The 24,855-nt window shown below is 43.9% G+C and carries 21 protein-coding genes; 6 read left to right on the forward strand and 15 right to left on the reverse strand.

What is annotated here, in order from left to right; genetic code table 11:
* Positions 1 to 123: 123 nt before the first annotated feature.
* Together BEL04_RS04365 and BEL04_RS04370 are read left to right on the forward strand one after the other, a co-directional pair.
* A complete protein-coding gene (locus BEL04_RS04365; RefSeq protein WP_066000612.1) occupies positions 124 to 624 on the forward strand; it encodes a DUF3347 domain-containing protein in 501 nt (166 codons plus the stop codon).
* Between the two features lie 67 nt (positions 625 to 691).
* Positions 692 to 1,276: a hypothetical protein gene (locus tag BEL04_RS04370; protein WP_066000617.1), complete on the forward strand. Its 585-nt coding sequence runs from the start codon at positions 692 to 694 to the stop codon at positions 1,274 to 1,276.
* Here BEL04_RS04370 and BEL04_RS04375 read toward each other — a convergent pair.
* The 8 genes from BEL04_RS04375 to BEL04_RS04405 form a co-directional block, all read right to left on the reverse strand.
* Positions 1,260 to 2,279, reverse strand: coding sequence for a family 43 glycosylhydrolase (locus BEL04_RS04375; RefSeq protein ID WP_083227756.1), 1,020 nt, complete (start codon positions 2,277 to 2,279; stop codon positions 1,260 to 1,262). The genes BEL04_RS04370 and BEL04_RS04375 overlap by 17 nt on opposite strands.
* 69 nt (positions 2,280 to 2,348) lie before the next feature.
* Positions 2,349 to 3,575: a multidrug effflux MFS transporter gene (locus BEL04_RS04380; RefSeq protein WP_066000619.1), complete on the reverse strand. Its 1,227-nt coding sequence runs from the start codon at positions 3,573 to 3,575 to the stop codon at positions 2,349 to 2,351.
* A 33-nt stretch (positions 3,576 to 3,608) separates the two neighbouring features.
* Positions 3,609 to 3,818, reverse strand: coding sequence for a cysteine-rich CWC family protein (locus tag BEL04_RS04385; RefSeq protein ID WP_066003454.1), 210 nt, complete (start codon positions 3,816 to 3,818; stop codon positions 3,609 to 3,611).
* Positions 3,819 to 3,925: 107 nt separating this feature from the next.
* On the reverse strand, positions 3,926 to 6,307 hold the full coding sequence (locus BEL04_RS04390) for a ribonucleoside-diphosphate reductase subunit alpha (RefSeq protein ID WP_066000621.1): 2,382 nt from the start codon (positions 6,305 to 6,307) through the stop codon (positions 3,926 to 3,928).
* A gap of 97 nt (positions 6,308 to 6,404) precedes the next feature.
* Entirely contained in the window at positions 6,405 to 6,644 is a 240-nt protein-coding gene (locus tag BEL04_RS24735; RefSeq protein ID WP_217493622.1) for a four helix bundle protein, read from the reverse strand.
* 179 nt (positions 6,645 to 6,823) lie between these two features.
* On the reverse strand, positions 6,824 to 7,798 hold the full coding sequence (locus BEL04_RS04395; RefSeq protein ID WP_083227757.1) for a ribonucleoside-diphosphate reductase small subunit: 975 nt from the start codon (positions 7,796 to 7,798) through the stop codon (positions 6,824 to 6,826).
* A gap of 657 nt (positions 7,799 to 8,455) precedes the next feature.
* Positions 8,456 to 9,706, reverse strand: a complete 1,251-nt coding sequence (locus BEL04_RS04400; RefSeq protein ID WP_066000626.1) for a BamA/TamA family outer membrane protein — start codon at positions 9,704 to 9,706, stop codon at positions 8,456 to 8,458.
* Between the two features lie 143 nt (positions 9,707 to 9,849).
* The gene (locus tag BEL04_RS04405) at positions 9,850 to 11,079 is read right to left on the reverse strand and encodes a BamA/TamA family outer membrane protein (RefSeq protein WP_083227759.1); all 1,230 of its coding nucleotides are present in this window, start codon (positions 11,077 to 11,079) and stop codon (positions 9,850 to 9,852) included.
* A 255-nt stretch (positions 11,080 to 11,334) separates the two neighbouring features.
* Here BEL04_RS04405 and tig point away from each other — a divergent pair, with 255 nt between their 5' ends.
* The 4 genes from tig (at position 11,335) to BEL04_RS04425 (ending at position 15,967) form a co-directional block, all read left to right on the forward strand.
* Positions 11,335 to 12,687 (forward strand): trigger factor, encoded by a 1,353-nt coding sequence (tig, locus tag BEL04_RS04410; protein ID WP_066000630.1) that lies wholly within the window; start codon positions 11,335 to 11,337, stop codon positions 12,685 to 12,687.
* 175 nt (positions 12,688 to 12,862) lie between these two features.
* Entirely contained in the window at positions 12,863 to 13,564 is a 702-nt protein-coding gene (clpP, locus tag BEL04_RS04415; RefSeq protein WP_066000632.1) for an ATP-dependent Clp endopeptidase proteolytic subunit ClpP, read from the forward strand.
* Between the two features lie 152 nt (positions 13,565 to 13,716).
* Positions 13,717 to 14,955 carry an ATP-dependent Clp protease ATP-binding subunit ClpX gene (gene clpX / locus BEL04_RS04420; RefSeq protein WP_066000634.1) on the forward strand — a complete coding sequence of 413 codons (1,239 nt, stop codon included), beginning with the start codon at positions 13,717 to 13,719 and terminating at the stop codon, positions 14,953 to 14,955.
* A gap of 148 nt (positions 14,956 to 15,103) precedes the next feature.
* On the forward strand, positions 15,104 to 15,967 hold the full coding sequence (locus tag BEL04_RS04425) for an AMP nucleosidase (protein ID WP_066000635.1): 864 nt from the start codon (positions 15,104 to 15,106) through the stop codon (positions 15,965 to 15,967).
* A 57-nt stretch (positions 15,968 to 16,024) separates the two neighbouring features.
* On the opposite strand, the gene BEL04_RS04430 is transcribed toward BEL04_RS04425, so the two are convergent.
* The 7 genes from BEL04_RS04430 to rhaT all read right to left on the reverse strand — a co-directional run bounded on the left by BEL04_RS04430 (position 16,025) and on the right by rhaT (position 24,602).
* Positions 16,025 to 16,378: a helix-turn-helix domain-containing protein gene (locus tag BEL04_RS04430; protein ID WP_175403997.1), complete on the reverse strand. Its 354-nt coding sequence runs from the start codon at positions 16,376 to 16,378 to the stop codon at positions 16,025 to 16,027.
* An 86-nt stretch (positions 16,379 to 16,464) separates the two neighbouring features.
* The gene (locus tag BEL04_RS04435; protein WP_066000638.1) at positions 16,465 to 18,105 is read right to left on the reverse strand and encodes an arylsulfatase; all 1,641 of its coding nucleotides are present in this window, start codon (positions 18,103 to 18,105) and stop codon (positions 16,465 to 16,467) included.
* An 18-nt stretch (positions 18,106 to 18,123) separates the two neighbouring features.
* On the reverse strand, positions 18,124 to 19,506 hold the full coding sequence (locus tag BEL04_RS04440) for an FGGY-family carbohydrate kinase (protein ID WP_066000639.1): 1,383 nt from the start codon (positions 19,504 to 19,506) through the stop codon (positions 18,124 to 18,126).
* Between the two features lies 1 nt (position 19,507).
* On the reverse strand, positions 19,508 to 20,782 hold the full coding sequence (locus BEL04_RS04445; protein ID WP_066000640.1) for a TIM barrel protein: 1,275 nt from the start codon (positions 20,780 to 20,782) through the stop codon (positions 19,508 to 19,510).
* A gap of 134 nt (positions 20,783 to 20,916) precedes the next feature.
* Complete coding sequence (gene rhaM / locus BEL04_RS04450) at positions 20,917 to 21,231, reverse strand: L-rhamnose mutarotase (protein WP_066000642.1); 315 nt, start codon at positions 21,229 to 21,231, stop codon at positions 20,917 to 20,919.
* A gap of 87 nt (positions 21,232 to 21,318) precedes the next feature.
* Positions 21,319 to 23,439: a bifunctional aldolase/short-chain dehydrogenase gene (locus BEL04_RS04455; RefSeq protein WP_066000644.1), complete on the reverse strand. Its 2,121-nt coding sequence runs from the start codon at positions 23,437 to 23,439 to the stop codon at positions 21,319 to 21,321.
* Between the two features lie 29 nt (positions 23,440 to 23,468).
* The gene (gene rhaT / locus BEL04_RS04460) at positions 23,469 to 24,602 is read right to left on the reverse strand and encodes an L-rhamnose/proton symporter RhaT (RefSeq protein ID WP_066000646.1); all 1,134 of its coding nucleotides are present in this window, start codon (positions 24,600 to 24,602) and stop codon (positions 23,469 to 23,471) included.
* Between the last annotated feature and the right edge of the window lie 253 nt (positions 24,603 to 24,855).

The following is a 24,855-nucleotide window of genomic DNA, read 5'->3' on the forward strand; positions in this document are numbered from 1 at the left end:
TTTATTATTGAATGTCTAAATTGTCATAAATAAAATACAGATAACCGCGTTATTAAAAAACGATAACCGCGTAGTATATATTACCTATTTACCTTAATTTTGATTAAATAAATCCAGCAACTCATGAAAACTTTAAAATACTGCGTAGCAGCGATCTTATTGCTAATCGTTACCGTTGTAAAAGCCGGCACCAATACTTCAATTAATAAGGTTCTGGCAGCGTACCTCGAAATAAAAAATGCCCTCGCCGACGATGACAATAAACTCGCCAATCAGAAAGCCCTGGCATTTACCGCTGCCTTAAAGGAAGTTGATGTTGCGGATCTTGACGCAAAACAAAAAACAACCTGGATAAAATACAGCGAAAAATTAAGGTTCGACGGCGATCATATCGGCGAATCGGCCGCGATAGCACACCAACGCGAACATTTTGCCAGCCTTTCAAAAAACATGTATGCCGTGGTAAAAGCACTTAAGGCCAACGAAAAGCCTGTGTATATGGAATATTGCCCCATGAAAAAGGAATCTTGGTTGAGCGAATCGCAAACCATAAAGAACCCATATTACGGCAAAAGCATGAGCGAATGCGGTAAGGTAACCGAAACCTTAAACGGAAGTAAATAAATCCCGTTCAAAGTCATCTTATAAAACATCTCCTCACCTTTGCGGGTTATAGCTAAAACCTTGTACGATGGAAAAGCAAAAAGTATTTGCCGGTAAAACCGAAGCCGAAGTTTGGAAACAAATTGAAGCGGATTTAAACAGCGATCAGGACATTTATGACTACAGCGCCATTATTGAGCAGGATGGCAAAAAAGTGGATTTAATTATCGAGATCGACCTGGGTGGCGGGTTTGAAGGCGGGTACGAGAACACTGCTTTCAGCGCAGTAATAGCAGACCCAAAAGGATTTAAATTTGCCGTACACCGCGATGGTTTTATTGACGACATCGGCAAATTTTTAGGCATGCAAGATGTTGAAGTTGGTTATACCGACCTCGATAAACACCTGGTAATCAAAACTAATGATGAGACCAAGGTAAAAGCATTATTTAGCCACAAACATGTACGGGAGGTATTCGATAAACTCGAGGACTTCGATTTCGGTATTCACCTGCACTCTGTCGAACATAGTGATCATAAGCATGCATTTCTCGAACTGAACATTGAGGATGGCATTACCGAACCGGCAGAATTAAGAAAACTTTACAGTGCTTTTTACAGTGTTTTAGAAACAATTGATAATTTCAAAGAAGATACTATTTCTTCAGATTGATATAGGTCGGCTCATCCCGGTCGCAGGTGATCGTCCCATCTTCTTTATATTTCAACTCAACAACCTGTATGACGCTGCGGCGCATATCGCGATCGGCACCGGCAGGCATGGCGTCCTTCGGCCCACGGCCCGGGTGTGTAAAATAGAATAAATAGGCCCGGTCGCCATTTACAACCACATCGGCATGACCGCCAATGGCCTGGTCGTCTTTACCTTTTCCGGGTTTTTCTACCAAACGCTCTTCCTGGCGCTTCCAGTTCGACAGGTCGTCGCTTTGGTAAACGCCCATACCTTTCCAGTTATCAACAATCATCCAGTAATGTCCTTTCCAACTAAACGCAACCGGTCCCTCGCCAGGCATATCGCGGATGGCTTTACCTTTATCGGTCCAGGTGTTTAGATCGGGGCTATCTGCGTAATAAATTGATTTATGATCTTTTTCGTTGTTATACCACATCCTGAACGTACCATCAGGCAATTTCATCACATCCGGGTCGATCACCTTATCGTTAGCCAATGCTGGCGTAGAAATATACTTCCAGTTCAGCAGGTCGGTACTGGTTAGATGAATGATGTTGCGGGGATGGTTCCAATCGGCAAAAACACCCGGTACATAAGTGAGGAACATGTGGTACAAACCTTTTTCCTCGATAATACATGGCGCCCAATGGGTATATTCGGAAACCGGGCGATAATTGATATTGGCAGTATCTTTATATGTCCATTTGGCACCATCCGGCGATGTGGCTATGCCTATACGGGTGCCGTGTACCCAGGTCACCCCTATCGCATTTTTATCGTTAGCGCGGCGGTTAGTATAAAACATCCAGTACTGTTTATCTTTTTTATTGTAGATGATGGCCGGGTCGGCAGCGCCATCGTAAACCGGGTCGCTGAAAACAGGCTTTGGCGCTAACAGGTCTTTTTTGCTTTGCGCGGATAACTTTGCCGGCGAAAGCAAAAGTGCAATAATTATTGCGAGAGGCATTTTGAGATATCGCATGAAAAATAGTTTATAAATCGCTGCTTAAAAATAGCGGATATTAATCAATTTACCGTCCCGAACCATTGATTAATGTACAATTGCAGGGGCATCCGCACTAACTTCGATTTTGTGCCGTATATAACGCCTGCCTGTTAGTAAAACCATTAATGCTAAAAATGATGTACCGGCCATTAATCCTGCCAGCGGTATGGTGGTGTAGCTTTTAAACCAGCCTATGCCGGATGAAGTCAGAGCGCCGAGACCAAGCTGCACCGCGCCCATTAACGAGGAGGCGCTACCGGCATTTTTTGCAAAAGGTGCAATAGCCAATGCCGACGCATTAGAGCTGATAAATCCCAGACAGCATAAAAACAGAGCCACAAAGGCGATAGTAGTACCTAAACCCACCCAGCCATTAACAGCAAAAGTTACAAATGCCACACCGGTTAGTACCTGGGTAATTAATGCAGCCTTAATTAATTGCTCGCTTTTATAAAAACGCATAGCCAGGGTATTTAGCTGGCTGCAGCCGATAAAAGCCACCGAAAGCGCGGCAAATATTTCGCCAAATTGGGTTTTACTGAGATGGTAAATATCCATAAAAACCAATGGTGCACCTGCTACATACGCAAATAAGCCCGAGAAAGCCAACGAACCGGCAAACGAGTAGGTGTAAAACTGCGGCACCCTGAGCACCATAATAAAGTTGCTGATAATAGGCAACGGCTTTAAGGAGATAGATTTATCGGGCTGATAGCTTTCAGGCAACCTGAATATGACTGCGATCAGGATCAGGAAAGCGATAAACGCTAATGTCACAAATATCCACTGCCAGCCAAACGCGCTGGCAACATGACCGCCTACATAAGGCGCCAGCATAGGTGATGCGCCTACAACAAGCATCAGCAGCGAAAACACCTTGGCGTTATCTTTTACCGGAAAAAGATCACGAACCATAGCTACCGCAGCTACCGATGCCGCGCAGCCACCTATTGCCTCGACAACCCGTAAGATGATCAGCCCGTTAACCGACGCCACAGCGAGACAGCCTATTGACGACAGGATATACAATATGAGGCCGATATACAACGGCCTCTTCCGGCCAAAACGATCAAGCAACGGCCCGTACAGTACCTGTCCGAAAGCTACGCCAATAAAAAAACTTGCCAGCGAAAACGAAACCTGGTTTGTAGTAGTATGGAGATCTTTGGCAATATCGTCGAACCCGGGCAGGTACATATCGATAGAAAACGGCACCAGCGCCGTCAGGAAACCCAGTATAAGTATCCGGAAAAAATATTCTTTTTTAGTCATAAATTGTTATTGACGTATTGCAGGCGAGGCAAACTATTTCAGAGTTTCGATATATTCCTCTTTAAGCTGCCTTAAGCAGTTAGCGCACAAACAATTGTCGTACATTTCGCCGATGTATTGTGTCTCATTCAGTGTTAAGGGCACGGTTGTACACTGGCACTGGCCGAATTTGTTGGCCTTACATTCAAAAGAGGTGTTGCAACGCTCGCATCTGATGGTCTCGTGCTTTGCATGATTATCCATATTGCGAAAGTAAAATAAACCATCTACACAAAAAACAGCCCGGTGTAAAATAAAAAAGTTGCCGTTAGTGGTTAATAACGGCAACTCAATTAACTATTCTTTGTTACTTAGGCAGAACAGGTTACGCAGCCTTCCTCCATCGAGCAGGTTGGCCCGGCTGGGATTTCGTCGGCTATTTCGGTTACATGATCAGGGATAACAGGCTCCATGTTTTTACCACCCTGGTTCTCAACCGTAAACTTAACCGCTTGCGATGCCGCTTGTGTGCGCAGGTAGTACATACCGGTTTTCAAACCTTTTTTCCAGGCGTAAAAATGCATCGAAGTCAGCTTTGAAGCATTCGGCGAGCTTACAAACAGGTTGAGCGATTGCGACTGGCAGATATAAGCGCCGCGGTCGGCAGCCATATCGATGATGGTACGCATCTTTATCTCCCATACGGTTTTGTACAGGTCTTTCATTTCCTGTGGTATTTCAGGGATATCCTGTATCGAACCATTTGCACTGATGATCTGGTTCTTCATATCGTTGTTCCACAAGCCCATGTTCACCAGGTCGCGCAGCAGGTATTTGTTAACGATCACAAACTCGCCGCTTAACACTCGGCGGGTGTAGATGTTAGATGTATATGGCTCAAAGCATTCGTTATTGCCCAATATCTGTGATGTAGAAGCAGTAGGCATAGGTGCAACCAATAAAGAGTTGCGTACACCGTTCTTCACAACTTCATCGCGCAGGCCGTCCCAATCCCAACGGGTGCTGGCCGGTTTAACGCCCCACAGATCGAACTGGAACTTACCTTTGGATAGCGGCGAACCTTTAAAGGTTTCGTACGGACCTTCTTTGATGGCCAGGTCTTTCGAAGCGGTCATGGCCGCGAAATAGATGGTCTCGAATATCTCTTTGTTCAACTGCTGTGCCTCCGGACTTTCAAACGGTAAACGCAGTTTAATGAACGTATCGGCCAAACCTTGTACACCCAAACCTATCGGGCGATGGCGAAAGTTCGAGTTACTGGCTTCAACAACCGGGTAATAGTTATGATCGATAATACGGTTCAGGTTCAGCGTTACCTGGTAGGTTACTTCGTATAACTTTTCGTGATCGAACTTACCTTCGTTATTGATATAACGCGGCAATGCTAACGATGCCAGGTTACAAACCGCTACCTCATCGGCCGAAGTGTACTCGATGATCTCGGTACACAGGTTAGAGCTTTTGATGGTACCTAAGTTTTGCTGGTTGGATTTGCTGTTGGCTGCATCTTTATATAACAGGTATGGCGTACCGGTTTCAACCTGTGCATCCAGTATTGCAAACCAAAGCTCCTGGGCCTTGATGGTTTTACGCGCACGGCCCTCATGTTCGTAGCGTGTGTACAGCAATTCAAAATCCTCGCCCCAGGCTTCGTGCAATCCTGGCGCTTCGTGCGGGCAGAACAGGCTCCATTGCCCATCTTCTTCCACGCGTTTCATAAATAAGTCGCATACCCATAAAGCGTAGAACAAATCGCGGGCGCGCATTTCTTCTTTACCATGGTTTTTACGCAAGTCTAAAAATTCAAAGATATCGGCATGCCATGGCTCCAGATAGATAGCAAAGGCTCCTTTACGTTTACCGCCACCCTGATCAACGTAACGGGCGGTGTCGTTAAATACCTTCAACATCGGGATGATACCGTTGCTGGTGCCGTTGGTACCACTGATGTACGAACCGGTTGCACGTACATTGTGTACGCTTAAACCGATACCGCCCGCGCTTTGCGATATCTTGGCAGTTTGTTTTAAAGTATCATAAATACCGTCGATGCTGTCATCCTGCATGGTGAGCAGGAAACACGACGACATTTGCGGTTTCGGTGTACCTGCATTGAACAAAGTTGGCGTAGCGTGGGTAAACCAGCGCTCGCTCATCAGGTTATAGGTTTTAATAACGCTTTCGATATCGTTTTTATGGATACCAACCGACACGCGCATAAACAGGTGCTGAGGGCGCTCGGCTATTTTACCGTCGATTTTTAACAGGTACGATTTTTCGAGTGTTTTGAAACCGAAGTAGTCAAAACCGAAATCGCGGTCGTAAATAATAGTGCTATCCAACAATTCGGCATTCTCTTCGATTACCTGCCAAACGTCGTCGGCCAGCAGCGAAGCCGATTTGCCGGTTTTCTTATCTACGTAATTATACAATAAGCGCATGGTTTCAGAAAACGATTTGATCGTGTTCTTGTGTAAGTTTGATACAGCGATACGCGATGCCAGCAAAGCATAGTCGGGGTGTTTGGTGGTTAACGAGGCCGCTGTTTCGGCTGCAAGGTTATCCAGCTCAGACGTGGTTACGCCATCATACAAACCTTCGATCACCTTTTGGGCGACATCGATCGGGTCGACCAGATCGGGATTTAAGCTATAACATAGCTTCTCAATCCTGGCTGTAATTTTATCAAATTTTACTGTTTCTTTTTTTCCGTCGCGCTTAATTACATACATATCAGTGAAGTGTTAATGGTGTGAGTATTATTGTGAGTTGTCAGTAGTGAGTGGTGAGTCTCTACTTATTCTATATGTTTATATTTAACTTCTTTATTTAAGTGGTAGTCGAACTAATAAGCCCGCTTAAGTATTTAAAACATTTAACCAGGGTTAATCCAAATTCAGGTATCTCTTCTGGTTTGCAGTATCCAAGATCACATGCCGCATCTAATGCTGCGTCAATTTCGATTACGGATCCCCTTGCTATTTCATAATATCTTTTTCGTTCTGCTTCTGATTTTCGTGAACTTCCTTCCGCTATATTCAGCTGAACCGATAATGCAGCTCTTTTTATTTATTGTGATAAAATATATTTCTCCTCAATTGGAAATTTTGCCGTTACCTTATATGATTCTTTTAAAAATTTCCTGGCGATAGTATATATTTCTAATTTGGTGTGGCCCAGTTGTAAAAACATCAGTCAATAATTATTTTATCGTCATTTACTCACTACTGACCACTCACCGTTCACTATTAAAAATCCTCGTCTAATGAAAACGCCTGCGATTTAGCGTCGTTGGTCAATACGCCGCTTTTCTGATAATCGCCCACCCTTTTCTCAAAAAAATTGGTTTTACCCTGCAGCGATATCATTTCCATAAAATCAAACGGATTGGCTGCATTGTAAAGCTTTTCGTAACCTAATTCAACCAGCCATCTGTCGGCTACAAACTCAATGTACTGGCTCATCAGTTTGGCGTTCATACCGATCAGGGCAACGGGTAAAGCATCGGTAATAAATTCCTTTTCAATCTCCACCGCATCAGCAATGATCCTGGTCACCTGTTCTTTAGGCAACTTGTTACTCAACATACTGTACAATAAGCATGCAAATTCGCAGTGCATACCTTCGTCGCGGCTGATCAGTTCGTTACTGAAGGTCAGGCCCGGCATCAGGCCACGTTTTTTAAGCCAGAATATCGAGCAAAAACTTCCGGAGAAGAAGATGCCTTCAACCGCGGCAAAAGCCACCAAACGTTCGGCAAATGTTCCGTTCTCAATCCAGCGCAATGCCCACTCGCCTTTCTTTTTAACGCAGGGCACGGTTTCGATGGCATGGAACAGGCGGTGTTTTTCGGCAGCGTCTTTAATATAGGTATCTATCAGCAGTGCGTAGGTTTCGGAGTGGATGTTTTCCATCATGATCTGGAAGCCATAGAAACAACGCGCTTCGGGCAATTGCACCTCGCTCATAAAGTTAACGGCCAGGTTTTCGTTAACGATACCATCGCTTGCCGCGAAAAAAGCCAGGATGTGTGAAATGAAATGGCGCTCGCCGTCGTTCATCGCGTTCCAGTCTTTCATGTCATCGCCCAGATCGATCTCTTCGGCGGTCCAGAAGCTGGCCTCGTGCTTTTTGTACATCTCCCATATTTTGGGATAGTTTATCGGCAGAATCACAAAACGATCCTTGTTCTCCCGCAGCAATAGTTCATTTTCCTGGCTCATATATTTTGTTATCTTTTGTGTGTTCGTCGTATATTTTAGAGTCGACAAGTTAACCGGGCTGTTGTATGCAACAACCTATTAAACTAACAACTCGATAATTTTTATGAATTTTTACAGTCGGGTCACGCAGTTAACTTGCTTATTGTTCAATCATTTAGGGATGATTGAATGACGCCTAAACCTGTCCGATACCCTTAAAACAAAGTTAATTATTAAGGTGTCCCGCTGTTAGCATTACTTATAAACATTGCCCCTTGTTATCCACAAAACGACTGGTTATTTTATGAGTTGTATGGCTATAAAAGGGGTTTTAGTTAAAAGTTGAAGTTGTTAAAAAAACTTTTCACACTTGCTTTTTCAGCCAAAATTGGGTATATTTAGAGAAATAGAAACACGAACCAAAAGGCCTGGAACCAAGACCTGAAATACCCATAAATACCCATGTGTTTTGCCGGACAAAACTAAGAACTAAGAATCAAGAGGTAAGAACCGAGCATAGCGAATTCATTTACTCAATTAAAAAACAAATCAATGAGTAAATAATTAAGACTAAAATACCGATAAATACCTATGTGTTGTAAATTGAAAATCAACTTTTAAACATCACCACATTGAAATCTTTCAACCGAAAAAATGCCTACTATTTCCCCCCTGCCCTTAAAAAACCTCGCCTAAATTGACAAAGAAGCCGCGCGAGCCCTGCGTGCCTATGCCGTAGTCGATACATAGGTTTGTATTAGAATGTTTATTGACCTTGATGCGGATACCCGCACCGCCCGCCGGAATAATATGCTGAAGATCGTCGGCTTCGGTTGCAGATGTTGGTGGCACCAGGTTGGTAGAATAGTTAGCGGCATTACCAAATACAACGCCTCCTAATAGTCCGTTACGTGTTATACCGAACCGGTACTCGGTTTCCAGGTACAGCATGTGCCTGCCCCTGAAACGGTTAATGGGATAACCACGGCCAGTATTATTATACATATCCGCGCCTACGCTGGGCAGATCGAGATACGGAGGTTTACCGTCGAGGATCAGCCAGTTGTAGTTCCAGATGGCTAAAACGTTGTTGGAGTTTTTTGAAAGTTTAATGTATTTACGGATATCAAATATGACCGACGTATAGTCGACATTGCTACCCAAAAACATATAATTATTTCTGAAAACGGTATTAATAAAAGTTCCCTTTAGTGGGTTTTCGGGGTTAGTTCGGGTATCATACAAAAAGTTAAAAGTATAGCCCGATGATTTGGTTGTGGGCGACGTGGTGGTTTTAACACCGGTGTAAATTTCGTATTCGGTCAATATAGGCTTCTTTTTCTTTTTAGCCTGAACGATGTCTTCCACTATATTATAGTGTATATCCAGGTTATAGCCGACACCGACGTAAAAGTGCGGTACTACCTTACGCAGCACGGTTTGGTATATACGCAGGTAGTTATAGGTAATAGGATCAGGGCGGTGCGTGGTAGTTGTATCGCCTAAGCCATAAGTTATATCCGGATATTTTTCGATGCGGAAATCGGAGACAAACTTATAGTTATCCTGGTTGGCCCAAAGGTTTGATTGTATGAAAAGGATGCTCTGCCCTTTCGAATCATATAGTATCTGCGAGTTGATGACGGATACATTTAAACTATGATCTTTTTGCGTATAGAACGTACCCAGCCCGCTTGCACCAACCACCAGGCCTGTAGATAAGGTATAGCCAATAGTGGGGACAAATGATAGATTCAATTTGGGATCGGCTTTAACAGTGCTGTCTTTTTTCTTTTTCTTAAAGATATTATGGATGATATCGATCACATCCCGTTGTTTGGATGAATCGGCCACGAAAGCGGTTGAAGGAGCCTTGAATTTATTTACCAGTGTATCCGGGATTTGACAGCCAAAGGCATATTGCGCCATGGTGCAGCAGCAAAATAATAACAGCGTACAAAAGCGCATGGGTTCAGGTCAAGGTTTATAATCAGGGTAAACGATCAAAACCGATCGTTATTAGTGCATAAGACTATTGGTTTTGTAAAGAGTTTATTACGTCGTAAAAATAATTAAAAACCTTCGCCCAGGTTAACAAAAAAGCCGCGCGAACCGTCAATGCCCACGCCATAATCTACACAAATGTTAGTATTGGAGTGCTTGTTTAGTTTAAGGCGCAGCCCAGTACCTGCTGCCGGGATGATCTTTTTAAAGCCACCGGCCGGATATTCGGGAAAACTTTGCGCATTGGTAAATAATACCCCGCCGAGCAGGCCGCTTTTGGTCAGGGTGAAACGGTATTCGGCTTCAGCGTACAACATATCCTTTCCCGTAAAACGGCCTATCACATATCCCCTGCCTGATGTGGTATTCACATCCCAGCCCGTACTCGGCAGGTCGAGATAAGGTACCTTATCGTCATAAGTAAACCACAGATAGGTCCAGAATGCCAGTACATTATTGTTATGCTTCGACATGGGTACGTATTTGCGCAGATCGATAATGAGCGACTGCCAGTTTTCGTCGCTGCCTAAAAACTTAAAGTTTTGCCTCAATATAATATTCGCGTAGCCGCCGCTAAGTGGGTTTACCGGGTTGCCCCTCCTGTCGTAAAGCAAATTCAGGTTCAAGCCTGATGAGCGCGTGGTATAAGGCTTGCCGTATTTGGCAAGGTCGCTCACAGTACCATCCAGGTTACCTTGTTCAACAAAATTGGTATGGTAATCCAGGTTATACCCCAGGCCAATATAATAATTAGGTATCACTTTCCGCGAAAGCGTGGCATAGAGCTTTACGTAGTTAAAATCTATCGGGTCGGTTTTATCGGGCGTAGTAAAACTACCGAAGCCAAAAGTGTTGGTGGGATATTTCAGCCAGCGGAAATTCACTACCAGATCATACGCATTGTTTTTTGTCCAGATGTTGGCAATTGAAGTAAGCGAACGCTGGTTTTTGGTATCGATAAAACCACTTGCGCTGATCACTGACACATTGGTTTTGCTCTTATCCTTATCATTATAAAACTCGACATTGCTATTGAGATTAGCGCCAAAACCTGTGGACAGTGAGTAACCCGCCGAAGGCACCACCGAAAAGTTAAATTTTTTTGCCTGTTCGTTTTTACCGGCATTTTTACTTTTCATTAGTTTGTGCAGCACATCGACCAAATCGCGCTGCCCTGACGAATCTATAAAAGCATGCTTTGCCGGGTCGATATTATTTGTTTTATGCGCGCTGTCACTTTGTGCTTTCAGCTTAAAACAACAGGATAGTAAGAAGATCAATAGTAAATATTTATGCATAAGTACCCGCGGACGGCATCGGCATACCGGTTAGTTTAAAATTGGTTTCGCTAAACATACACAAATTCGGTAATAAAGCCATATTTCAATAACTGCAATTGCGACGAGTTGTTTTCTTTATCTATCGGCCAATTAGTTTATAATCAAATTAAAAAAATTAATACCTTTGCGCTCCAAAATCAAACGATACTGATCGTACCTTCAATCAGGTTTCGGTCAGTAAACAAATTGTATCATTAATTTTAGTACCGCATAATGGATATTACTCAGGAAAAAATCGACAACCTAAATTCAATACTTACTGTTAAAATTCAAGCGGCCGATTACCAGGCCCGCGTTGAAAAAGCTATCAGGGAGCAAGCTAAAAAAGCAAAAATCCCTGGTTTCCGTCCAGGCATGGTACCTCCTGCACACATTAAAAAAATGTACGGTAAAAGCATTTTGGTTGATGAGATCAACAACCTGTTATCCGACTCGCTGAATAAATATATCACCGATAACAGTATCGATGTTTTAGGTCAGCCGCTTCCGAAGGTTGATCCGCACAAGGAATTTGCCTGGGATTTCAGCGAAGATTTCGAATTCAACTACGAATTAGGGGTTGCTCCTCCATTCGAGGTTAATTTTTCTTCGAAAGATGCCTTAACCCAATACGTGATCAAAGTTGATGACGAAACGCTTGCCGCACGTATCAAAAACATCCGTCGCAGCTATGGCAAAATGACAAATCCTGACGTATCGGCAGACGATGATGTGCTTTACAGCGAATTAGTACAATTAGCGCCAAATGGTTCTGTTTTTGAAGGTGGGATCAGCAATACCACATCGGTTCGGTTAGACCAGGTTAAAGATGCCAAGATCAAAAAATCATTGATCGGTTTAAAAAAGGGCGATGTGCTTGAATTTGATGTTCAGAAAGCATTTGAAAACGATGCGGCTAAAGTTGCCGGATTGTTGAAAATTGAAGAAGAAGATGCTGCCGAACTGAAATCGAAATTTCAGCTGACAGTAAAGAACATCAACCGCCTGGAAGAAAGCGATTTGAACCAGGAGTTCTTTGACAAATTATTTGGTGCAGGTACGGTAACTACCGAAGAGGAATTTAAAGCCAAAATACAGGAAGAAGTTGAAGCAATGGGCGCGCAGGATGCTGAGCGTAAACTGCAAAACGACCTGTACAACTATACTTTAGAGAAGATCAAATTCGAGTTGCCCGATGATTTTCTGAAACGCTGGTTAAAAGCCACCAACGAGAATCTGACAGACGAAGAGTTGGAAAAAGACTACGACAACTTTGCCAAAAACCTGAAATGGACCTTGATCGAAAACAAGATCATTAAGGATAACAAACTCGAAATTAAATACGAGGAAGTTTTTGAACTGGCAAAAAAACGTTTGGATGCACAATTCCGCATGTACAGCCCTACCCCGCTCAGCGAAGAGCAATTGGGTCAGTACACCGTGCAATACCTGCAAAACAAAGAGAACGGAAATAAAATTTTTGAAGAAGTTAAGGCCATCAAAACCTTAGAGCATTTGAAAAGCATCGTTACCCTGAACAAAAAAGAGATCAGTCACGCCGATTTCAGCAAATTGCCTCAGGAGTAACTGAACTAAACTTTTAAAGGATCATAAAATTGAAATGCCGGGCTTAGTTTCCGGCATTTTTTATTATAAACATTTTTACCTGCCGGCCACAATTCTATCAACTAAAAAATTTTAATTTACTACCATAATTTACCAGGGTCGGTTATATTAGCGCCGACCATAACAATCAAGAACCATGAACATAGACAAAAACGAATTCCGCAAATATGCTGTAAAGCATCACCGCATAAACAGCCTGGCTGTAGATGGTTTTATTTCGCGTGTCGAAAACAGCCGTATACCATCCAGCATGACGCCATATATCATCGAAGAACGCCAATTAAACGTTGCCCAGATGGACGTATTCTCGCGTTTGATGATGGATCGTATCATCTTCTTAGGAGATGCTATTTATGATACCAACGCCAACATCATCCAGGCACAATTGCTATTCTTACAATCGGCCGATGCCAAACGCGATATCCAGATCTATATCAACTCGCCTGGTGGTTCGGTTTACGCCGGTTTAGGCATTTACGATACCATGCAGTTCATCAGCAATGATGTGGCTACTATCTGTACAGGTATGGCCGCTTCGATGGGTGCGGTATTGCTTTGTGCCGGTACTGCAGGTAAACGTGCCGCACTACCCCACTCGCGTGTGATGATCCACCAGCCATCGGGCGGTGCGCAGGGTCAGCAATCTGATATCGAGATCACTTACCACGAGATCACCAAACTGAAAAAGGAATTGTACCAGATCATTGCCGACCATAGCGGCGCCACTTACGAAAAAGTTTGGGAAGCATCAGACCGTGATTACTGGATGATTGCCGAAGAAGCCAAAGAATTTGGCATGGTTGACGAAGTACTGAAAGGCGCTTCTAAAAATAATTAAAACCGATGAAGCCGCCAGTGGTTTACCTGTATAGATAAACCACTGGCTATCATACATTTTAAGGTTAACTATCTGGTTATAAATAACAAGTATTATTACTTTTATAGTCAGGTTTAAACTTTTTAACGTATTTTTGCACAAACTAATTATCAATGACAAAAAACAGCAAAGAAATCAGGTGCTCGTTTTGTGGAGCAGGAAAGCAGGATTCTTTAATGCTGATTGCCGGATTGGACGCGCATATTTGCGATAAGTGCGTTAATCAGGCCAACGAAATATTAGCGGAGGAGTTAAAAGTCCGTAAGGTAAAAAACCCTAACCAGGCGGCTACCATACTCAAACCATACGAAATCAAAACCCACCTCGATCAATATGTTATCGGCCAGGACGATGCTAAAAAAGTATTGTCGGTTGCGGTGTATAACCACTACAAACGTTTAAACCAAAAGGTTGAAAAGGATGAAGTTGAGATCGAAAAATCAAACATCATTATGGTTGGCGAAACCGGCACAGGTAAAACTTTGCTGGCTAAAACCATCGCCAAAATATTAAACGTTCCGTTTTGCATCTGTGATGCCACTGTGTTAACCGAAGCCGGTTACGTGGGCGAAGACGTTGAAAGTATTTTGACCCGCCTTTTACAGGCGGCCGATTATGATGTGGCTACAGCCGAACGGGGTATCGTATATATCGACGAAGTGGATAAAATTGCCCGCAAAAGTGATAACCCGTCCATCACCCGCGATGTGTCAGGCGAAGGCGTGCAGCAGGCTTTACTGAAAATACTGGAAGGCACCATGGTTAACGTACCGCCACAAGGCGGCCGTAAGCACCCCGACCAGAAAATGATCACCGTGAACACCAGCAATATCCTGTTTATCTGCGGTGGCGCGTTTGATGGTATCGAGAAAAAAATAGCTAACCGCTTACGCACACAAACTGTTGGTTATAAGTTTAAAAATGAAGATCACGACATCGACCTGAAAAACCTGTACAAATACATTACCCCACAGGATTTGAAAGCGTTTGGTTTAATACCTGAGCTGATAGGCCGTTTGCCTGTACTCACCTATTTAAATCCGCTTGACCGCGATGCTCTGAGTAATATTTTAACCGAACCTAAAAACTCGCTGTTAAAGCAATATAAAAAGCTGTTCGAATACGAAGGCATCAACCTGGAGTTTGAAAACGAAACCTTAGAATTTATCGTAGACAAAGCAATGGAATTTAAACTTGGTGCACGTGGTTTACGCTCTATCTGCGAAGCTATCATGATCGACGCGATGTTTGAGTTCCCATCCAAGAAAGATGTAAAACAGTTAAACGTTACCCTGGATTACGCTTTGGAGAAATTCGAAAAATCTGATCTGAAAAAATTAAAAGTGGCCTAAAACCTGCTTAAAATTTGAAATAATACTCAAAAGCCTCGGTACTTCCGGGGCTTTTGTAATATAAAAGGCATGTGATCTGAATATTAACAATATATTCAGCCATGGTACATGTTCGATTTATTTATAACTTCATTATATAATTACGCATATGAACGAAGAAAAAGATATAAAAAAAGATGAAGGATTGCTTGAACAATCCAAAAAAGTAAGAGAGATACAATCCCCTGTCAAAGCAGGTTTAAAAACAAAAGATGCTATAGTCGCCAACTGGCTGCCGCGCTATACAGGCCGCCCGCTCGATGATTTCAGCGATTACATCATCCTCACCAATTTTTCGAAGTACCTGCAGATGTTTTCGGAATGGAACGATAATGCACCGATCATCGGCCTCGATAAACCTATGCAAAGTGTTACTGCGAATGGCATCACTATCATCAATTTCGGTATGGGCAGCGCGCTTGCCGCAACCGTGATGGATTTGCTTACTGCCATACATCCCAAAGCCGTTATATTTTTGGGCAAATGCGGCGGGTTGAAAAAGAAGAACAATGTAGGCGACCTGATCTTACCTATCGCAGCTATCCGCGGCGAAGGTACCTCAAACGATTATATGCCTGCAGAAGTGCCTGCGCTACCGGCCTTTGCCCTTCAGAAAGCTATCTCAACTACCATCCGCGATCATTCGCGCGATTATTGGACCGGTACCTGCTATACTACCAACCGCCGCGTTTGGGAGCACGACCGTGCGTTTAAAAAGTACCTGAAAACTCTGCGCGCCATGGCAATCGACATGGAAACCGCTACTATATTCACCACCGGTTTTGCCAACAAAATACCGACCGGCGCCTTGCTGCTGGTATCCGATCAGCCGATGATCCCCGAAGGTGTAAAGACAGCTGAAAGCGATTCAAAAGTAACTGAACAGTATGTGGAAACACACCTGCGTGTTGGTATTGATTCGTTAAAACAACTGATTAATAACGGACTGACGGTAAAACACCTGAAGTTTTAAGCTCCCGAGCAGGATATCCTAAAAAAGGGTAATGATTCTCATTATCCTTTTTTTCTTTTACTTGCCTTCGGCTTTTAGCTTAGCCAAAATATTCTCAAACTCCTTCTCGTAGCTCCGCATCCTAACGTGCAACAGCTCTACTTCGGTGCGTAATATCTGTATCTCGGTAACCAGCTTGGTAGCGTCTTTGCCGTCGAGCTTCTTTTCGCCGGTACCTAATATCAGCCATTCGGGCGAATAACCTAATTCGTGGCAAGCCGAACGGATCACAGTAAAGTTAACATCCCGATCGCCAGAGAGCATGAGACTTACCAGCGACTGCGACACACCGCATATTTTGGCAAATTTACTTTGGCCGCCACAGGCTTTTATAACAATGCGCAAGCGCTTTAATAATTGAGTATCCGACATCGTAACAGTTTGTAACATCACAGCTTGTAATTGCGACGCTCGTTGGTATTACAAATGTAATAAATATTTACGAACCCGTATTACTATTACTGTTCTTCTCCCGCCCTTTTTTCAAGCTTGGAGAACGGTATAACCCCTGCGTGTTCGGCCCATTTATCATACATAGCACTCATTTCAGCTACTCTGTCGGGATATTTAGCGCTCAGGTCGTTCAGTTCAGAACGGTCTTCTTTAATATTATACAATTCCCATTTGTTCAGGGGTTTTTGCGATACCAGTTTCCACTCGCCCTGCCGCACTGCACGGTTGCCTTCATGCTCAAAGAACAAAACGTCGTGGCCAGCCCATTGCTGCCCTTTCAGCAAAGGCAGCAAGCTGATGCCTTCTGTAGGGATAATGGTATTGCCATGATATGTTTTAGGATAAGGCACTTTAGCTATATCAAGGCATGTAGCCATCAAATCGATAATATGTGCCGGACGATCGCTTATCGCGCCAGGTTTGATCACACCCGGATAACTGGCAATAAATGGTGTTGCCGTGCCACCCTCATATTCCCAATGCTTAAATAAGCGGAATGGCGTATTGCTCACATTAGCGCCCCAGTACTCATAAGCAGTAAACGAGGTCGGGTCGCTTGCAGGCTTGTTGTTGGCGGCAAGTACTTCGGGCGTAAAACCATTGCCTTTGATGCTTTCGCTGCTTGCTCCATTATCCGACAGAAACATAATGACCGTATTCTTATCCTGGTGCAGTTGTTTCAGCTTGGCGCGGATACGGCCTATATTCTGGTCCATCCTGTCTACCATCGCAGCATAAACGGCCATCTTGGTGTCCCATCTGTCCTTTTCTTCAGGCGACAGGCTGTCCCAGTCGGGCACATTAAGGTCGCGCGGCGAGAGTTTTGCATCCTGCGGCAAGATGCCCATTGCTTTCTGGCGTGCCAAACGGGCCTCACGCAGCTTATCCCACCCCATCAGGTATTTGCCTTTGTATTTCGCAATATCTTCGGGCAGGGCCTGTATCGGCCAATGTGGACTCGTAAATGCCATATACAAAAAGAATGGCTTGCCTGTATTTTTATTGCCATCGATAAACTTTACGGCGTAATCGGCATAAGCATTCGTCGAGTACCAGTTTGGTCCCGGTGTAAACTCTTTATCATCCAGAGCAATAGTGAGCTTCTGATTAGGGCGGTAAGGCATCGTCGGGTTAAAATAACTGCTTGCACCGTCAATCAAACCAAAGTAATGATCGAAGCCCCGTTTAACAGGCCAATGCTCCGGTGCCTGGCCAATGTGCCATTTACCGGCCATCAGTGTATTGTAGCCGCCTGCTTTTAGTGCTTCTGCAATTGTAACACAGTTTTGGTTCAGATAGCCTTCATAAGCAGGTTCCTTACGGGTGTTTACCATATCGCCTACGCCGGCCTGGTGCTGGTACAAACCTGTCATCAGCGATGCACGCGTTGGGCAGCAACGGGAAGCATTGTAAAATTGTGTCAGTTTGATACCACCTTTACCTAAAGCATCCAGGTTGGGTGTCAGCGTCTCTGAGCCAAAACAGCCAATATCCGAATAGCCCATATCATCAGCAAGGATAATGATAATGTTGGGACGCTTCTTATTGAAAGCTTTCCTGCTTTGCTGTGCTGTGGCAGTTAAACCGACGAAAAAAAAGAGGAGATATATAATGTATATACTCCTCTTGCTAAAGTTTTTATTCATATTGCAGATGATAACTATTTATTGAACCTCCATTTTTTGCGCCAGGGCATAATATTTTAGTTCGATCATATCGCCGGGGATAGTTTTGGTATTCCAATGTTTATGTATGGATAGGGCCGCGCCAATCGCGGTAGCCTGAGCCACAGAGGCTGCGAATACCTCTAAATGAGGGAAAGCCGCTGCCAGCAAGTTCATGTACACTACGTTCTTTCCAAAACCGCCGTCAACAAATATGCGTTTCACCCCGGTGTCCTGTATCACTAATTGTGTCGACGCCCGTTGCTGGCGCATAATATCCTGGATCAAACAATGATAAGCTTCATCATACGAAGCGAACGAGTTCAGATCACGGCTGCCAAATACCGACTGCTGCATGAGCGAATCGCGATCATCAACGATTATATTAACTTGTGATGTAACGTACTCCGGGTTATACTTTACCTTTTTATACTGATCAGCCGGTTTACCAAAATGCTGTGCAATGCGTTTAGTTTGCTGCTCGTGTTCGTTACCGGCAAATAAACGCGAAGCTTTAACCGGGCGCCCGTGATATTCCATATAGCAAAGGCAATCTTGATGCAATTCATCAATAGTTAACGGGTTGTTATTAAAAGGATTTAAGCTGATGCACCAGGTACCGGTCGAGATCAGGATAAATGGTTCCGAAAAGCTGGCCAGATAGGGTATTAATGCCGATGAGCTATCGTGCAAACCACTGCCCACCTGAAACTCATGCCCCTCTCTCTCAACCGTCATCGAATCATCCGAAGGGAATACAGGCGCCAGTATCTTGTCGATGCCTTCATTGTAGACCCAGCTATGATAATCGTTTTTAACAAAATCCCACAATTGCGTATGGCAACCAATACTGGTGATATCCGAGTAATATTTACCGGTAACCAGGTAAGCCAGGTATTGTGGCAAATGCAGCGAATATTTGATTTTTTTGAACAGTTCGGGCTTGCGGTGTTTGATGCGGTATAACTGCATGCCCGAGTTAAGATTACCCAGAACAGGTGAAGCAGTCTCGCGCGATATAACGGATTCGCCGCCGTATTGGGCGTAAAACTCGTCCTTCAAATCATCCGGAAATGCCTTAAGGTAATTGCATAATGGCGCGGCAACTTTTCCGCCGTGGTCAATGTGTACGAAACTTGCGCCGTATGTAGAAAAGTTAAGTGCTTTGATATCAAACTTTTTCAAAGCCAAAATATCAGCCAGCGATTGTTTGACCCACGTTGTCAACAAGTCGACATCTTCGCAGGGATCGCCGTCATCATCAACAGTTTCTTTAAAATTGGCTGTACGTTCCAGCACAATTTTATAGTACTCGTCGATCAGAAAAAACTTTTTATTGGTTTTACCTATATCAAATATCGCAATTACCTGAACGGCTTTCATCTTATAATCCTGTTGCTACTGTTTTCTCCCCACGTTCCTTAATCAAGTTTTCGCGTACCTGTAACTTGCGGTACGCGCCAATCGGATCGATAGCCCCGCCTGCACGCAGGCTTGCTTCAGATACCAGGGCGCGCACATCTGTACGATAAGCTTTTTGCAATATCTCTTGTGCCAAAGCAACATCGTTAGCTTTTTGTGCAGCCTGCAAAGCAGGTTTATCTACCAATAAAGCTTGTGCATAAGCGATCTGGATAGCCTGTACCGACTGTAATAAATCTTCGATAGGGTCTTTCAGGTTGTGTGAAGCATCGATCATCCAGCCCAGGTCATTTGCATGGTCCATGCCACGTACGTCCATACCTTCAACCAGTTCGTTAAAGATGAGGAACAATTGGTACGGGTTGATGCTGCCCACGGTCAGGTCATCGTCGCCATATTTCGAATCGTTAAAGTGGAAACCGGCTAAACGGCCTTCCATCAGCAGCAACGATACAATTTGCTCGATGTTCGCGTTCGGTAAATGGTGACCCAGGTCAACCAAAGTATAAGCTTTCGGGCCTAATTTCGATACGTATAACAATGATTGCCCCCAATCGGCAACTGTAGTCGAATAGAAGTTCGGCTCGTAGCATTTGTATTCTAAATACAGCTTCCAATCGGCCGGTAAAGCAGCGTAAATTTGCTTTAAGCTATCCAAAGTACGTTCAAAGGCACCACGAAAGTTTAATTGGCCCGGAAAGCTCGAACCATCGGCCAACCAAACGGTTAACGACTTCGAACCTAACTCAATACCGTGTTTAATTACTTCGATATTGTGGGCGATTGCCTGGTCGCGAACTGCTTTATCGACGTGCTGCAGCGAACCAAATTTGTAGCTTTCGGAAGAGCCGGGCTGATCCTGGAAAGTATTTGAGTTCATAGCATCAAAACGCAAGCCATGCTGCGCAGCCAAAGCCTTTATCGCGGCAGCATTTTTCGGGATATCCCATGGAATGTGCAACGAAATAGCGCCGCTCGATTTGTTCAACGAGTGCAGCACACCTACATCTTCAATTTTTTCTTCCAGGCTGCCCGGCTCGCCTTTACCGCTAAAACGGCCAAAGCGGGTACCGCCGGTACCTAATGCCCAGCTTGGTATCGCTATCTGGAAAGCCTGTAATTTTTTCAATACATCCTCAACGTTTGTTACATCAGTGGCAACAAACTCGAATTTGCGTTTATGATCGGCCAGTAACTCATTGTTAAGGCCATCTATTTTATACTTCTCTATTTGCATTGTTTTTTGATAAAGGAGCAAAGAACAAGGAATAAGGATTTTAGTTTACTTATTCTTCTATCTATGCCCGGTTTATAATATGGTTATTTCTTCTATTAATCTTTGCTCTTTGTTCCTTGCTCTTTAATCTTAACTCAGGGCATATAAAACACATCCAGCAGCGGTACGCTTACCGGCGAATTGTCCGGGTTGCTTTCCATAATATCGCCCATGTATTTCCACCATTTTTGCATTACCTCGTGCTGCGGCAGGGTATCCAGTAATTTAGGGTCTTCGGCATTCAAAACGCCAAACAGCGCATCGGTTTCCTCATCCAAAAATATCGAATACTCGCTGATTCCTGTTTGTTTCAACAATGCTACCAGTTCGGGCCATATTTCGTCGTGACGCTTTTTATATTCGTCTTTAAAGCCCGGAAAAAGCTTCATTTTAAAGGCAACTCTGTTCATTAGTATTGAGATGTGCGTATTGCGTATTGAGACAATAGTTTATTGAGTATCGCAATACGCATGTCGCAATACTCAATACTAAATAAATTATCGTACAAATCCCATCGCTACACCACCGTCAACGTTCAGCACGTTACCGGTTGATTTGCTCAGCAAACCGCCTGTGAAGGCAAAGCAGGCATTAGCAATATCATCGGGTAAAATAATCTCGTTCAGCAGGGTACGTTTGGCATAATAAGCAGGCAATTCGGCAACGGTGATACCATAAGCTTTGGCGCGGCCTTCGGCCCAGCCACCGGCCCAGATATTGCTATCGCTGATCACCGCATCAGGGTTAACCACGTTCACACGGATCTTATCAGCGCCAAGCTCAGCAGCGTTCAGGCGGCTCAAATGCAATTGTGCAGCTTTCGCCGATCCGTAACCAGCGTTATTTGGGCCGCTCACCAGGGCATTTTTACTTACAATGTTGATGATATCACCGCCGATAGCTTGTTTTTTCATGATGGCAACAGCAGCCTGGGTTACAAAGAACTGGCCCTTTACCAGTACATCATATAACAAATCCCAATCCTTTTCGGTATGGTCGGCAATTGATTTAGAGATCGATAAACCAGCGTTGTTTACGATAATATCCACACCACCGAAGGCCAGTGCAGCAACTTCCATCGCACCTAATATTTCATCCTCTTTGGTTACGTCCATTACGGCGGTAGCGTAAGAGTCGCGGCCGAATTGCTTTTTAAACTCTTCGCCTGCGCCGGTTAAACGTTCGGCGTTCATGTCGTTCAGGATAACTACCGCACCTTCTTCAACAAATTTTTTGGCGATAGCCTTACCGATACCACCGGCGCTGCCGGTGATCAGCGCAATGCGGCCCGACAAAGCTTTTGGCTTAGGCATACGCTGTAATTTGGCTTCTTCTAACAACCAGTATTCGATGTTGAAGGCTTCCTGGCGCGGCAGCGAAGTATATTCAGAGATCGCCTCGGCGCCTTTCATTACGTTGATGGCGTTCGTATAAAACTCGGCTGCAACGCGTGCGGTTTGTTTGTCCTTAGAGAACGAGAACAAGCCAACGCCGGGGTACAAAATAATTACCGGGTTAGTATCGCGGATAGCCGGGCTATTCGGATGCTTACAAGTCTCATAATACTCTGTATACATTTTACGGTAAGCTTCGAACGCCGGAGCTAAGCGCTCTTTAATCGCAGCTACATCGCTCAGGTCCTCGCCTGGTGTCAAATCTAAAACCAGCGGACTGATCTTAGTGCGCAGAAAGTGATCCGGACAGCTGGTACCAAGCGGCGCCAAACGCTCCAGATCGTTAGAATTAATAAACTCTAATACGCGCGGATCATCGGTAAAGTGACCGATCATATTGCGCTCGCTCGAAGTAAAGCCACGTAATATAGGCGCGATAGCAGCCGCTTGTTTTTTACGACCGGCTTCATCAAGGCTTTGTATTTTCTGACCGCCAAAAACAGGGCCTTTTTTACCATAGTTCTGTTCCAGGTATTCGGCGCATTTCTCGATCACTTCCAAAGTGTTGATATAGCTTTCATAAGCGGTGTTACCCCAGGTAAATAAGCCGTGTGAGCCTAACATAATGCCACGGATACCAGGATTAGCGTCCAGACAGGCTTTCAATTGCAGGCCCAGTTCAAAACCCGGTTTTTTCCATTCAACCCAGCCTATCTGACCGTTGAATAATTCTTCGGTGATCTTTTTACCGTCTTTAGCTGCTGCGATGGCAATTGCAGCATCGGGGTGCAGGTGATCGATATGCGCAAACGGTAAGAAACCGTGAAGAGGAGTATCGATAGACGGTGCTTTTGATGACAGATCGAAAATACAATGGTTAAACAGTTCAACCATTTCGTCTTCGAACTCTACGCCACGGTAAATATTTTTCAAGCTGCGCAGACGATCAACATATAATGCCGCCAGGCCGTTTTTTTTCAATGTTCCCAGATCGCCACCCGAACCTTTTACCCACATTACCTCGGTCTCCTGACCGGTTAACGGATCTTTTGACATTACTTTACAAGATGTATTGCCGCCACCGTAGTTAGTCAGCCTTAAATCGGCTCCTAATAAATTTGAACGATATATTAATAAGGCAACTTCGTCGCCGGCCAATTCCGCAGCTTTTGCTTCATCCCATAAGTAGCTCACGTGCTTAAACTGTGTTGTGTTGATAGACATTTTATGATGTTTTTGTTTGTTGTTCTGTTTTATTTATTTGCTTGTATTTGTGCTGTTGTTTTTGGAGTTTCTTTGTCTTTTACGTTGTTACCATATCCTACTAAAATCACCGATAGCAATATGGTGGTAATACCGATGATCAGGGTTGTTAAAGCTTTTTTGCTTACGCCCTTCCACTCTTTCAGTACCAGGCCCCACATGTTTGCAATCAGGATAATAAACGCCATGTGCAGTATCCATGAGCTGGCGCCGTTGCCCAGCTTACTTTCGCCCATACCGTAAAAAAAGAATTGCAAAAACCAGGTAGTACCGGCTATTGCCGAGAAAAGGTAGTTTTTGAATAACGGTGTTTTCTTATCTGTGTAGTTGCCGAATGTTTTGTTACGGGCGTTCAATATCATGCACCAGATAAAGTTGGTGGTTAAACCACCCCATAAAATCACAATGTATGTTACATTGTTTTTATATAAGAAGTGCCTTGTCGGGTCGACAATGTTATTTGCTGCACGCCATGCATCATCGGCTACAGTAGCCATGTGGCTGCCCGCATCAATGCCGAAAGCAAAGCAAGCGCTCAATACACCCGATATAATTGCCACAACAATACCTAAACCGAACTTGTAATCCTTGTTATCTTCCACATCGGCTGTGCCTGCTTTAAGGTCGCGCTCTTTAAGCGTACCTGCCCTGCCGCATATAATAATACCAATAACACATATCACAATACCTATTAAAACCAGCTGCCCCCAATGCGTGGTAGCCAATGTTGTAATGCTGTCCTTACCCTTTGTTGGTACAAAATTATAGTATACTGCCGGCACCAAAGCGCCAAAAACCGAGCATAAACCTAATATAATGGTACTACCTAACGATACCCCCAGATAGCGAACACCGAGACCATAAGTCAAGCCACCTATGCCCCACAATAAGCCAAAGAAATATGTCCACAATAATATGTCGCCATCGGTTGCCTTGATAATATCAAAGAAGCCTGGTATGGTTAGCCATGCTGCCAAAGGTGGAACGATGAGCCATGAGAACAGGCCGCCAACAATCCAAAAGCTTTCCCAGGCCCAGCCTTTAACTTTTTTATACGGGATATAAAAACTGCCGGAAGCGAAACCACCGACGAAATGAAAAAAAACACCAAAAATTACTTCCATTTAATTTAGATCTATACTGGTTTATTTAGAGAGAATAAAAGTAGAAAAGCTGTATTGCACTGCCGTCATGGACTGTCATGGTTTACGGCAATTTTTAATCAATTTAAATCAGGGCGCAATTATTTAAAGCAAAAGTTTATGCTGATTGACAGTATATTACTTTTAAGTGTCAATTATACATAATTATAGAATTAAAAATGTGCTTTATTATGATAATATCGTATCGGGTAAAAAAGTTGCGTAGTTTGTTGCA

The sequence above is a fragment of the Mucilaginibacter sp. PPCGB 2223 genome (genome assembly GCF_001705515.1).
Taxonomy (GTDB): Bacteria; Bacteroidota; Bacteroidia; order Sphingobacteriales; family Sphingobacteriaceae; genus Mucilaginibacter.